This is a genomic window from Candidatus Accumulibacter meliphilus, assembly GCF_036625345.1.
GTDB classification, from domain to species: Bacteria; Pseudomonadota; Gammaproteobacteria; order Burkholderiales; family Rhodocyclaceae; genus Accumulibacter; species Accumulibacter meliphilus.
This window is the reverse complement of record NZ_JAZKTZ010000001.1, coordinates 595,318-607,589: the sequence shown is the minus strand read 5'-3', so window position 1 is coordinate 607,589 and position 12,272 is coordinate 595,318. Positions and strand designations below refer to the sequence as shown.

The window sequence follows — 12,272 nt, the reverse complement described above, 5'->3', positions numbered from 1 at the left end:
GTGAGTCGTGTCTGCGACTTGCAAATCAAGCCGAAAAGCGCATCGACAGGTCGAGCGCACGCACGTCCTTGGTCAAGCTACCGACCGAGATGCGATCGACACCCGTCTCGGCGATGCCACGCACGCTATCGAGGGTGACATTGCCCGAGGCTTCGAGAATCGCCCGACCGGCGGTCAGGGCCACGGCTTCGCGCAGCTGATCGAGGTCCAGGTTGTCGAGGAGAATCATTTCCGCGCCGGCATCCAGCGCCTGCTGCAGCTCACGCAAGTTCTCGACTTCGATCTCGACGAACTGACAGGCGCTGCCCGCTCCCTGGGCGATTTCCCTGGCCGCGGCCAGCGCGGCGGCGATGCTGCCAGCGGCGTGGATGTGGTTTTCCTTGATCAGAATTCCGTCATAAAGACCGAGACGGTGGTTGCCGCCACCGCCGCAGCTGACGGCGTATTTCTGTGCCAGACGCAAGCCGGGAATCGTCTTGCGCGTATCGACCACCTGTGCCCGCGTACCGGCCACCCGATCGGCGTACTGTCGAGCCTTGGTGGCCACCCCGGACAACAACTGCAGGAAGTTGAGCGCGCTGCGCTCGCCAGTGAGCAAGGCGCGCGCCGATCCTTCGATCTCGCAGAGCACCTGATCCGGGTGGGTGCGCTGGCCATCCTGCGCCTTCCAGACGATACTGATCGTCGCATCGAGCTTGCTGAAGCAGCGGCTGAACCAGTCGCTGCCGCAGAGGATGGCGTCCTCACGAGCAATCACCAGGGCGCGGCTACGCACCCCGGCCGGAACAAGCTGCGCGGTGAGGTCACCGCTGCCGACATCCTCGCTGAGTGCGGCAGAGACGTTACGCTCGATTTCGGCATCGAGCAGGGCTGCAATGAGCATGACATTCCCGTAGACTGACAACTTGGCGACTGGATTTTATCACCGAAGGGAAGCGCAAATGCTCAACATACTGCTTGCTAGCCTGGGAGTGCTGCTTGCTCTCTTCGTCGCCGGAACGCTGATCACCCTTTACGTGCAGGACGTGACGCAGGAAAAGCACGCCGTGTTGCGGAACTTTCCGCTGGTTGGCCATCTGCGTTACTTCTTCGAAAGCCTCGGTGAATACTTCCGGCAATATTTCTTTCTCGGCGACCGCGAGGAACAGCCGTTCGACCGGGCCACGCGCAGCTGGGTGTATCGCATGGCCAAAAATGAAGGCGGCATCATCGGCTTCGGCTCGACGTACCCGCTCCATGAACCCGGCGCTCTGGTCTTCGTCAACGCCCCTTTCCCGATCCTCGACGCCGAGCAGCAAGAGCCGCCGATGCTGCTTATCGGCGAAGGCTATTGCCGGACGCCTTTCGTCGGCAAGTCGCTGGTCAATATCAGCGCGATGAGCTTTGGCGCCATTTCGCGGCCGGCGGTGCGCGCTCTGTCACGCGGCGCGGCAGCCGCCGGCTGCTGGCTCGATACCGGCGAGGGCGGGCTCTCTGCTTATCACCTGGAGGGTGGCTGCGACATCATCTTTCAGGTCGGAACGGCAAAATACGGGGTTCGTGACGAGAGCGGACAACTGTCCGACGAGCGCTTGCGTGAAGTGGCCGCACACGAGACGGTGCGGGCTTTTGAAATCAAGTTGTCACAGGGCGCGAAACCAGGCAAGGGGGGCGTCCTGCTCGGCAGCAAAGTCAGCGCCGAGATCGCCCGCATTCGCGGCATTGCCGAGGGCCGCGACTCGCTCAGTCCGAACCGTCATCCCGATATCAGCAACATCGAGCAGTTGCTCGACAAGGTCGAACACATCCGCGCCGTGACCGGCAAGCCAGTCGGCGTGAAGACTGCCATCGGCGGCCCGCGCTTCCTCGATGAACTCAGCGCCGCAATCGCACGACGCGGCCTGCAGGCAGCCCCTGACTTCCTGACCATCGACGGTGGTGAGGGCGGCAGCGGTGCGGCGCCGCAGGCGCTGGCCGATCACATGGCGATGTCGATTGACGAGGCGCTGCCGCTGGTTGTCGATGCGCTGATCGCCAGCGGCCTGAAAGAACGGATTCGGGTGATCGCCGCCGGAAAAGTGCTGACTCCGGCGCGCGTCGCCTGGGCGCTCGCCAGCGGCGCCGACTTCGTCAATACGGCGCGCGGCTTCATGTTTTCTCTCGGCTGCATCCAGGCTCTGCGCTGCCACACCAACACCTGCCCGACCGGAGTCACCACTCACAATCCGCGTCTGCAACGCGGCCTGGTCGTCGACGACAAGGCGGCACGCGTCGCCTCGTACTGCCGCAACATGAACAAGGAGGTCGGCATGATTGCGCACTCCTGCGGCCTCCGCCATGCGCGCCAACTGCGTCGTGAGCACGTACGTATCGTGCAGGCCTCAGGGCAGAGCATCGCTCTCGACCTGCTCCGCCCCTATCCCGCTGCCGCTCATGAAGCTCCCGCGGCAACTGCCTGAGGGCTGGCTCAGTGGCGCGCCGCGACGAGGGCCAGCAAGGCGTCACCGTAGCGCTCCGCCTTGGCCGCGCCGATGCCGGGAACGGCAAGCAGCGCCGACACGGAAGCGGGAAGCAGCGCGGCGATTTCGCCCAAAGTCCTGTCGTGCAGAATGACGTAGGCGGGAACCCCCTGCTCGCGAGCCTGCGCGAGTCGCCATTCGCGCAAGCTCGCCAGCAGCGGCGAGTCGCTGGCTCTGGAAGCGCCGCTTGACGCCGCATTGCCGGTGCCCACTCGGCTGCTCCTGGTCGCTCGACTTTTCGGCCGCTCGACCTGGCGGCGAAGCTGCAGACGGGTCTCGCCTTTGAGAATCGGTCGTGCGCTGTCGGTCAGCTTGAGCGCGCCGTAGGCCGAGGCGTCGGCGTCGAGCAGGCCGGCGGCGAGCAGCTGACGAAACACCGAGCGCCAGCCGCGCTCGTCGATATCGGCGCCAACGCCGAAAGTCGGCAAGCCCTGGTGGCCAAACTGCTGCACCTTCTCGGTGTTCTTGCCGCGCAGGATGTCGATCAGGTGCCCGGCACCAAAGCGCTGGCCGGTGCGCAAAGCCGCGGACAAGGCCTTCTGCGCAGCCACCGTGCCATCCCACAAGATCGGCGGCTCCAGGCAGACGTCGCAGTTGCCGCAGGGCGTCGCCTGCTCGCCGAAATAGTCGAGCAGGATGACCCGCCGGCACCTGGCCGACTCGCAATAGGCGAGCATGCTCTCGAGCTTCTGTCGTTCGACGCGTTTCTGTGCGCCCGGCGAAGCCGACTCCTCGATCATCTGGCGATGGATGACGACGTCGTTGAGACCGTAGGTCATCCAGGCTTCCGAAGGCTCTCCGTCGCGCCCGGCGCGGCCGGTTTCCTGGTAATAGGCCTCGAGGCTCTTGGGCAGATCGAGGTGGGCGACAAAACGCACGTCGGGCTTGTCGATTCCCATCCCGAAAGCAATGGTGGCCACCATCACCAGCCCGTCTTCGCGCAGGAAGCGTTGCTGGTGCCGCTGTCGGTCAACGCCCGTCAATCCGGCGTGATAGGGCAAAGCCGTCACCCCTTGAGTGTTCAGCCAGGCCGCCGTCTCATCGACCTTGCGCCGCGACAGGCAGTAGACGATTCCCGCCGCGCCTTGATGCGCGGCAAGAAAAGCAAGCAGCTGCTGGCGTGGGTTGTCGCGCTCGACGATGAGGTAACGGATATTGGGGCGATCAAAGCTGGCGACGAACACTCGCGCTTGTTCGAGGCCAAGCCGAGTTCTGATTTCCTGCCGGGTCAGCTGGTCGGCGGTCGCCGTCAGGGCCACACGCGGCACGTCGGGAAAGCGCTCGTGCAACTGCGAGAGCTGCATGTACTCGGGACGAAAGTCGTGCCCCCACTGCGAGACGCAGTGCGCCTCGTCGATCGCAAACAGCGCCACTTGCCGGCGCGCGATCAGCTGCTCGAGAAGGCCGATGAAACGCTCGGTCAGCAGGCGTTCGGGCGCCACGTAGATCAGGTCGAGCTCGCCGCGCAAAAGGCTGCGCTCGGTTTCGACAACCGCCCGAAAATCCAGCGACGAATTCAGGAAAGCAGCATTGACGCCGACCTGCCGCAAGGCATCGACCTGGTCCTGCATGAGGGCAATCAGCGGTGAAACGACGACGCCGACGCCCGGTCGCAGCAACGCCGGAATCTGGTAGCAGAGCGACTTGCCGCCACCGGTCGGCATCAGCACCAGCGCGTCTCCGCCGCCGACAAGCTCGTCGACGATTTCCGCCTGCTGACCACGAAACGACGCATAGCCGAAAATTCGTCGCAGGAGTTCGCTGGCCGACTCGCTCATCTTCGCTGGCGACTGTAGGGAGAAAAACGCTTCAAGTCAGGACCTCACGGGTCAGAGTTTCGCCGTCCCAGCACAGGCACTCGCCGGCCTGGTCGGTCCAGTCCGACATCACCCAGCGTTCGACGTGAATGCCATCAACGATGTGATCGTGGCGTGCCGGGCGGTGCGTGTGCCCATGGATCAGGGTGGCGTAGCCGTGCGTGCGCAGAAAATCGTCGGTTGCGGCGAGATTGACGTCCATCAGAAAATCCGCCTTGTCGCACTTGGCCGCCTCGCTTTGCTGGCGCAGTGCAAGAATTATCTGCTCGCGTTCGGGCAACGATTTGGCCAGGAAGGCGGCACGCCAATCCGCCTGGCGAGCGAGCGCACGAAACGCCTGGTAGTCGTGGTCGTCGGTGCACAGCGCATCGCCGTGGGACAGGACGAACTGCCAGCCCGGCAGCGACAGGACGTGCGGATCGGCAAGCAGGCGCGCGCCGCTGCGCGCCATAAAGGCCTCGCCAAGCAGGAAATCACGGTTGCCGTGCAGCAGCGACAGCCCAACACCGCTGCGGGTCAGCGCGTGCAGCGCAGCGACGACGTCCACGGCGAAGGAATCCTCGCCATCATTGCCAGGGGCGAGGCAATCGTCACCCGGCCAGGCTTCGAAAAGATCGCCGAGGATGAATAGTTGCTCGGCGGCGCGCGCGCGACCGGCAAGAAAATCGAGGAAAATGCGCGTGATGGCTGGCGCTTGCGGCGCCAGATGCAGGTCGGAAATGAAAAGGATCACGGCTGCTGCAGATCCGACCCCCAAGTAGCCCTCAGCAAACTTCAGCGCGTTCGATCACGACGTCCTCGACCGGCACGTCGCGATGAAAACCGGAGGAGCCGGTGCGCACGCCCTTGATCTTGTCGACCACCTCGGTGCCTTCGACGACCTTGCCGAAGACGCAGTAACCCCAACCCTCGGCATTCGCCGCACGGTAGTTGAGCGAAGCATTATCGGCGACGTTGATGAAGAACTGCGCGGTCGCCGAATGCGGCTCATTGGTACGCGCCATGGCCAGCGTGTAGGCATTGTTCTTGAGACCGTTGTCGGCTTCATTCTTGATGGGCGCTTGGCACGGCTTCTGCTTCATGCCTGGCGCAAAGCCGCCGCCCTGAATCATGAATCCCGGAATGACGCGATGAAAAATGGTGTTGTCGTAGTGGCCAGCGCTGACGTAGTCGAGGAAGTTCTGCGCCGAGAGGGGAGCTTTCTCGGCGTCCAGTTCGATGGCAATGACGCCACAATTGGTGTGCAGCTTGATCATGCGGGATTCCTTATTTATTTCTCGGGGATGATTTTGACCGACTGGATGGTAACCGGCTCAAGAGGAACGTTCTGGTACATCGCACGGTTGCCGGTCGGGACCTTGGCAATCTTGTCGGCGACGTCCATCCCCTGCGTTAGCTTGCCAAAGACCGTGTAACCCCAGCCGTCGGATCCAGGATGGTTGAGTGCGGCATTGTCCTGGTGGTTGATGAAGAACTGCGAACTTGCCGAATGCGGATCGGAAGTGCGCGCCATGGCAATCGTCCAGCGATCATTCTTCAGCCCATTGCTGGCTTCGTTTTCAACTTTTCGCGGCGCCGATTTCTGCTCCATCGCAGCGTTGAAGCCGCCACCCTGGATCATGAATCCCGGGATGACGCGATGAAAAATCGTCCCGTTGTAAAAGCCTTCGTTGACGTACTTGACGAAGTTGTCCACGCTTTTCGGCGCTTTTTTTGAATCGAGCTCGATGACCATTGTCCCCATGCTGGTTTGCATTTCGACCGTCGGTGCGGCCAGAGCAGCAAAGGACAACAGTGCGCCGGCTAGCGGTGCAAGCATTTTGTACATCAGGCATTCCCTTCGTAAATGATTCGCCAGCTACCGTCGTCCGAACTGCGGCGCCCTGATGCAGACGTCGAGCGGATCGCGGGTATTCGGCTGGAAGTAGCGCCGACCGAGGCTTCGGAGAGACCAACGGCATCGTTATGGTATACTGGCCGGTGCAGCGCTTAGAGCTAACTTAGCCGGTGAATTCTAACAAGAAGTACGTCGAAACCAAAGCACTCCCCACTCGCGCTGGTCGGCGCCGAGCACTCTTGTGAGTCCGAAAATGCTGAAAATCTACAACTCGCTGGCGAGGGAAAAACAGGACTTTGTGCCGATCACCCCCGGCGAGGCTCGCATGTACGTCTGCGGCATGACCGTTTACGACTACTGCCATCTGGGTCATGCCCGCGTCCTGGTCGTTTTCGACATCGTGCAACGCTGGTTGCGCGCCAGCGGGCTGCAGGTGACCTACGTTCGCAACATCACCGACATCGATGACAAAATCATCAAGCGCGCCTTCGAGAACAAGCAGAGCATCGCGGAACTGACCGAGCATTTCATCGCTTTCATGAACGAGGATGGCGCAGCCCTCGGTGTCGAACCGCCGGATCATGAACCCCGCGCCACCGCCTACGTACCGCAGATGCTCGACTTGATCGGGCAACTGGAAAAGAACGGCCTCGCTTACCAAGCACCGGACGGCGACGTGAACTTTGCGGTGCGCAAGTTCCCTGGCTACGGCAAGCTTTCCGGCAAATCGATCGACGACCTGCGGGCTGGCGAACGCGTCGAGGTGGACAGCGCCAAAGACGACCCGCTCGACTTCGTGCTCTGGAAACATGCCCGTGAGAACGAGCCTTTCTGGCCTTCGCCGTGGGGTAATGGCCGCCCCGGTTGGCATATCGAGTGCTCGGCGATGAGTTCCGACCTGCTCGGCAAGCACTTCGACATTCACGGCGGCGGTCAGGATCTGCAGTTTCCCCACCACGAGAACGAGATCGCGCAATCCGAGGGCGCCCATCACTGCCAGTTTGTGAACTACTGGATGCATAACGGCTTCGTTCGGGTCGCCGAAGAAAAAATGTCGAAGTCGCTCGGCAACTTCTTCACGATCAGGGAGATCCTCAAGAAATACGACGCCGAAGTTGTCCGCTTCTTCATCCTGCGCGCGCATTATCGCAGCCCGCTCAACTACTCGGACAGCCATCTCGACGATGCCCGTCATGCCCTGACACGACTCTATACGGCGCTCAAGAGCGTGGACGCCGAAGCCTCGCCAGTCGACTGGGATGAGCCACACGCCTCGCGCTTCAGGCAGGCGATGAATGACGACTTCAACACTCCAGAAGCCTGCGCGGCACTTTTCGACCTGGCTGCCGAACTCAACCGCAGCAAGTCACCGGCGGTGGCCGGGCAATTGCGCGGGCTGGCGGGGCTGCTCGGCCTGCTGACGCGCGACCCACAGATTTTCCTGCAAGCAACGCCAAGCAGCGAAACGGCGACAGAGACCGGTGTCGCGTGCATCGAAGCACGCATCGCCGAGCGCCTTGCCGCCAAGAAGAACAAGGACTACGCGGCCGCAGATCGCATCCGCGGCGAGCTGCTCGCGGCCGGTGTCGTCCTCGAGGACAGCGCGGCCGGAACCACCTGGCGACGCTCCTAGTCACGAAGTCACGAACCCGGAGAAGCTAACGCATGATGCGCCCATCTGGTCCAATAACGGTGAGGTCGACAAAGCTGGAGCCGCGCCTCTCATTCGCGGAATAGCTGACGCGATAACCGCCCAGGTCGAGGTTGTGCATGCTCTCGAGAGCGTTGACCAGCCCTTCGCGAGTCGGCTCCTTGCCAGCCTTGCGGATCGCTTCGACCAGCACTCTGGACATGGCATAGGCCTCGAGGCCATAGTAGGAAGGCTTCCCCTGCGGACCGATCAACTTCTGGTACTCGTGCGCCAGCGGCGTCGTGTCGCTCCAGGGCGACGGCATGACCTGCGAGATGCCGATGCCGCGCGCCGCCTCGCCAAGCTCCTGCACCAGCAGTTCGGCGCCAACCGGAGAAAGGGTCATGAACTGCGGCAACTGATCGGCCTTCTTCATGGCCTGGACAAAAGCCGCCGTGGGCTTGTAAAGCGTCACCATGATCACCGCCTGCGGATTGACCGCGGCGATCTGCTGCACGGCCTGAGCGACATCGACCGAATTGCGCTCGACGGTCGCCACCGCCGACGGCGTCAGTTGATGCTTCTTCAGCGCGCTGACCACGCCTTCGAGCCCGGACTTGCCAAAACCATCGTTCTGGTACAAAACGGCAATGTTCTTGATGCCCAGCGAAACCAGATGATGGACCAGGGCTTCTGTTTCGTTCGCGTAGCTGGCCCGGACGTTGAACATGTAACGATTGTTCGGATGCTCGCTGGGCGACTGACGGATCGAATCGGCACCGGAAATTGCGCCGATCAGCGGCACGCGGGCAATCCCGAAAGCCTCGTTCATGGCGGCGGTCGTCGGACTCGACCCGTATGAAGCGAGCAAGGCGAAGACTTTTTCCGTGTTGATCAAGGCCTTGGTATTGGCCACCGCGCGTTCGGTCTCGTAGCCGTCGTCAAGGACGCGCAGCGACAACATCCTGCCGTTGATACCGCCGGCTTCATTGATCTGGCGGAAATAGGTCTGGATGACGCGCTTCATATCCAGTCCGTAAGCGCCGTTGGGGCCGGAAAACGGCGCAGTCATGCCGATCAGGATGCCATTGGGAGTCACCCCAGTCTCGCCCGCAAGGACGCAGCCAAACCAGCTCAACAGCGCGCACAGCAGCGCCTTTGCAAACCTCATTCGCCAGCCCCTCCTCCTCGGTACGATTCACGACCGTCTGTGGACCGTTTCGACCAAAAAGGAAGAATGGCAAAAAAAACTGACAGGCGGCTTACATGACTGCGAAGAAAGGAGTCGAAGAAGCTGTTGCAGGTTTATGGAAAGGCGCGCTCAGGTCGCCGCGAAGAAGTTGCGTACTCGATCCATCCAGGATTTGGCGCGCGGATTGTGACGTCCCGAATTTTCCTGACTCGACTCTTCGAGTTCGCGCAACAGTTCCTTTTGACGGTCGGTCAGATGAACCGGCGTTTCGACAACCACGTGACACAGCAGATCCCCATGCGCGTGGCTACGCACGCTCTTGATGCCTTTTCCGCGCAGACGGAAAACCTTTCCGGACTGCGTTTCCGCAGGAATCCTGACTTTCGCCGCACCGTCAAGGGTCGGGATATCAATCTCGCCACCGAGAGCGGCGGTCGTAAAGCTGATTGGCATTTCACAGTGCAGATCGCTCTGCTCACGCTGGAAAACCGGGTGCGCCTTGAGGTGAATCTGAACGTAGAGGTCTCCCGACGGCCCACCATTGACGCCGTGCTCACCCTCGCCAGAGAGCCGTATACGATCGCCCTCGTCGACTCCGGCCGGGATCTTGACGGCCAGCGTCTTGTGCTGCTTGACACGGCCCGCGCCCTGACACGGAGCGCAGGGGTCGGCAATGAAACGACCCGTACCATGACACTTGGGACAAGTTTGCTGGATCGAGAAAAAGCCCTGCTGCAAGCGAACCTGGCCACTCCCCTGACAGGTCGGGCAGGTCTTCGGCTGCGTGCCGGACTTGGCGCCGCTACCATGGCAGGCAGCGCAGACCTCCATGGTCGGAATGCGAATTTTGGTTTCGGTGCCAAAGGCCGCCTGCTCGAGGGTGACTTCGAGGTTGTAGCGCAGGTCTGCACCGCGATAGATGTTCGAACGACCGCCGCCACCGCGAGCACCGCCGAAAATCTCGTCAAAAATACCGCCAAAAGCGTCGGAGAAACCGCCCGGGCCGCCGCCCATGCCTGACTGGGGATCGACTCCGGCGTGACCGTATTGGTCGTAGGCCGCACGCTGCTGAGCGTCGGAGAGAACCTCGTAGGCTTCCTTGGCTTCCTTGAACTGATCCTCGGCCTTGGGATTATCCGGATTGCGGTCCGGATGGTGTTTCATCGCCAGCTTGCGATAGGCCTTCTTGATATCTTCTTCGGATGCGTCGCGATTGACGCCCAGAATGTCGTAAAAGTCGCGTTTAGCCATCGTTTCTCAAGCACGTTGTGGGACGGAGCGAGGCGCGATTATACGCCCCGCCCTGCAGCAGAATGCCTACTTCTTGTCTTTGACTTCAGTGAACTCGGCATCGACGACGTCGCTGTCGTCCTTTTTCGCCTCACCCGCCGACTCGGTTCCGCCAGCCTCCTGCTGATGCTCGGCGCCACCCGCTTCGGCCTGCTGCTTGGCGTACATTTTCTCGCCAAGTTTTTGCGCCGCCGTGCCGAGGGCCTCGGTTTTCGCCTTGATGCTCTCGACATCGTCGCCGCGAATGGATTCTTCGGCTTCTTTCATCGCCGCCTCGATGACTGCCTTCTCGTCAGCGCTAAGCTCCTTGCCGTATTCGGCAAGCGACTTCTTGACCGAATGGATCATGCCGTCGCACTGATTGCGCGCTTCGGCCAGTTCGTGCGCCTTGCGGTCTTCTTCGGCGTGCACTTCGGCGTCTTGCACCATGCGCTGCACTTCTTCCTCGCTGAGGCCGGAAGAAGCCTGGATCTTGATCTTGTTCTCCTTGCCGGTCGCCTTGTCCTTGGCCGAGACATGCAGAATGCCGTTGGCGTCGATATCGAAAGTGACTTCGATCTGCGGCATGCCGCGCGGCGCCGGTGGGATGTCCGAAAGATTGAACTGTCCGAGGCTCTTGTTGCCGGCGGCCATTTCACGCTCACCCTGCAGGACATGAATGGTGACTGCCGACTGGCCATCGTCAGCGGTCGAGAAAACCTGGTTCGCCTTGGTCGGGATGGTGGTGTTCTTCTTGATCAGTTTGGTCATCACGCCGCCAAGCGTCTCGATACCCAGCGACAGCGGCGTCACGTCGAGCAACAGGACATCCTTGACTTCGCCCTGCAGCACACCACCCTGAATCGCAGCACCGACGGCGACGGCTTCGTCCGGATTGACGTCGCGGCGCGGCTCCTTGCCGAAGAAAGCCTTCACTTTTTCCTGCACCTTCGGCATCCGCGACTGGCCGCCGACCAGGATCACGTCGTCGATGTCGCCTATCTTGCAACCGGCATCCTTGAGGGCGATACGACAAGGCTCGATGGTACGGTCGACCAGCTCATCGACCAGTGCTTCGAACTTGGCGCGGGTGATCTTCAAGGTCAGATGCTTGGGTCCGGAACTGTCGGCCGTGATGTACGGCAGGTTGATTTCGGTCTGCTGGCCGGAAGAGAGTTCGATCTTGGCTTTCTCGGCCGCATCCTTGAGGCGCTGCAGCGCGAGCACGTCGGCCTTCAGGTTGACCCCCGACTCTTTCTTGAACTCGTCGATGATGTAGTCGATAAGGCGCTGGTCGAAGTCTTCACCGCCAAGGAAAGTGTCGCCGTTGGTGGACAAGACCTCGAACTGGTGCTCACCTTCGACCTGCGCGATTTCGATGATCGAAACGTCGAACGTGCCACCGCCAAGGTCATAGACCGCGATCTTCTTGTCGCCCTGCTTCTTGTCCATGCCGAAAGCCAGCGCTGCGGCGGTCGGCTCGTTGATGATGCGCTTGACTTCCAGACCGGCAATGCGACCGGCGTCTTTCGTCGCCTGACGCTGGCTGTCGTTGAAGTAGGCCGGCACGGTGATCACCGCTTCGGTCACTTCCTCGCCGAGGTAGTCCTCAGCGGTCCTCTTCATCTTGCGCAGCACTTCGGCGGAAACCTGCGGCGGAGCGATTTTCTTGCCGCGCACCTCGACCCAGGCGTCGGCGTTGTCAGCCTTGAGAATCTTGAAAGGCATCAGCGCGATGTCCTTCTGCACTTCCTTCTCTTCAAAGCGGCGGCCGATCAGGCGCTTGATCGCGTACAGCGTGTTCGTTGGATTGGTGACCGCCTGCCGCTTGGCTGGCGCGCCGCAGAGAATTTCGTCATCCTCGGCGTAGGCCACGATCGACGGCGTGGTGCGCGCGCCTTCGGAGTTTTCGATAACCTTCGGCTTGCCGTTTTCCATAACGGCAACGCAGGAGTTGGTTGTGCCCAGATCAATGCCGATGATCTTGCCCATAGCAGAATCCTTTCAATATTTCGGTAAATTGTGACGA

General features: G+C 61.4%; 10 protein-coding genes. 2 read left to right on the top strand and 8 right to left on the bottom strand.

The features are described 5' to 3' along the window. Positions 1 to 25: 25 nt before the first annotated feature. Positions 26 to 883: a carboxylating nicotinate-nucleotide diphosphorylase gene (gene nadC / locus V5B40_RS02685; protein ID WP_332353079.1), complete on the bottom strand. Its 858-nt coding sequence runs from the start codon at positions 881 to 883 to the stop codon at positions 26 to 28. A gap of 58 nt (positions 884 to 941) precedes the next feature. Between nadC and V5B40_RS02680 the strand changes: the two genes are divergently transcribed. Next, on the top strand, positions 942 to 2,438 hold the full coding sequence (locus V5B40_RS02680) for an FMN-binding glutamate synthase family protein (protein ID WP_332353078.1): 1,497 nt from the start codon (positions 942 to 944) through the stop codon (positions 2,436 to 2,438). Between the two features lie 8 nt (positions 2,439 to 2,446). Here the strand turns inward: V5B40_RS02680 and recQ are convergent, their stop codons facing one another. Genes recQ through V5B40_RS02660 form a run of 4 tightly spaced genes read right to left on the bottom strand, consistent with a single transcriptional unit; the run spans position 2,447 to position 6,143 of the window. Next, positions 2,447 to 4,276 (bottom strand): DNA helicase RecQ, encoded by a 1,830-nt coding sequence (recQ, locus tag V5B40_RS02675; RefSeq protein ID WP_332353077.1) that lies wholly within the window; start codon positions 4,274 to 4,276, stop codon positions 2,447 to 2,449. Positions 4,277 to 4,307: 31 nt separating this feature from the next. Next, positions 4,308 to 5,048, bottom strand: coding sequence for a UDP-2,3-diacylglucosamine diphosphatase (locus tag V5B40_RS02670; RefSeq protein WP_332353076.1), 741 nt, complete (start codon positions 5,046 to 5,048; stop codon positions 4,308 to 4,310). Positions 5,049 to 5,079: 31 nt separating this feature from the next. Next, entirely contained in the window at positions 5,080 to 5,571 is a 492-nt protein-coding gene (locus V5B40_RS02665; RefSeq protein ID WP_332353075.1) for a peptidylprolyl isomerase, read from the bottom strand. A 14-nt stretch (positions 5,572 to 5,585) separates the two neighbouring features. Beyond that, positions 5,586 to 6,143 (bottom strand): peptidylprolyl isomerase, encoded by a 558-nt coding sequence (locus V5B40_RS02660; protein WP_332353074.1) that lies wholly within the window; start codon positions 6,141 to 6,143, stop codon positions 5,586 to 5,588. A gap of 262 nt (positions 6,144 to 6,405) precedes the next feature. Between V5B40_RS02660 and cysS the strand changes: the two genes are divergently transcribed. Beyond that, positions 6,406 to 7,785: a cysteine--tRNA ligase gene (gene cysS, locus V5B40_RS02655; protein ID WP_332353073.1), complete on the top strand. Its 1,380-nt coding sequence runs from the start codon at positions 6,406 to 6,408 to the stop codon at positions 7,783 to 7,785. A gap of 25 nt (positions 7,786 to 7,810) precedes the next feature. On the opposite strand, the gene V5B40_RS02650 is transcribed toward cysS, so the two are convergent. The 3 genes from V5B40_RS02650 to dnaK form a co-directional block, all read right to left on the bottom strand. Then, positions 7,811 to 8,953, bottom strand: coding sequence for an ABC transporter substrate-binding protein (locus V5B40_RS02650; protein ID WP_332353072.1), 1,143 nt, complete (start codon positions 8,951 to 8,953; stop codon positions 7,811 to 7,813). A gap of 150 nt (positions 8,954 to 9,103) precedes the next feature. Then, positions 9,104 to 10,225 carry a molecular chaperone DnaJ gene (gene dnaJ / locus V5B40_RS02645; RefSeq protein ID WP_332353071.1) on the bottom strand — a complete coding sequence of 374 codons (1,122 nt, stop codon included), beginning with the start codon at positions 10,223 to 10,225 and terminating at the stop codon, positions 9,104 to 9,106. Between the two features lie 66 nt (positions 10,226 to 10,291). Next, a complete protein-coding gene (dnaK, locus tag V5B40_RS02640) occupies positions 10,292 to 12,235 on the bottom strand; it encodes a molecular chaperone DnaK (protein WP_332353070.1) in 1,944 nt (647 codons plus the stop codon). Positions 12,236 to 12,272: the final 37 nt, after the last annotated feature.

Bases quoted from the DNA above. Each gene is read 5' to 3' on its own strand.
- nadC (WP_332353079.1), bottom strand. From the start codon at position 883: ATGCTCATTGCAGCCCTGCTCGATGCCGAAATCGAGCGTAACGTCTCT.
- V5B40_RS02680 (WP_332353078.1), top strand. From the start codon at position 942: ATGCTCAACATACTGCTTGCTAGCCTGGGAGTGCTGCTTGCTCTCTTC.
- recQ (WP_332353077.1), bottom strand. From the start codon at position 4,276: ATGAGCGAGTCGGCCAGCGAACTCCTGCGACGAATTTTCGGCTATGCG.
- V5B40_RS02665 (WP_332353075.1), bottom strand. From the start codon at position 5,571: ATGATCAAGCTGCACACCAATTGTGGCGTCATTGCCATCGAACTGGAC.
- V5B40_RS02660 (WP_332353074.1), bottom strand. From the start codon at position 6,143: ATGTACAAAATGCTTGCACCGCTAGCCGGCGCACTGTTGTCCTTTGCT.
- cysS (WP_332353073.1), top strand. From the start codon at position 6,406: ATGCTGAAAATCTACAACTCGCTGGCGAGGGAAAAACAGGACTTTGTG.
- V5B40_RS02650 (WP_332353072.1), bottom strand. From the start codon at position 8,953: ATGAGGTTTGCAAAGGCGCTGCTGTGCGCGCTGTTGAGCTGGTTTGGC.
- dnaJ (WP_332353071.1), bottom strand. From the start codon at position 10,225: ATGGCTAAACGCGACTTTTACGACATTCTGGGCGTCAATCGCGACGCA.
- dnaK (WP_332353070.1), bottom strand. From the start codon at position 12,235: ATGGGCAAGATCATCGGCATTGATCTGGGCACAACCAACTCCTGCGTT.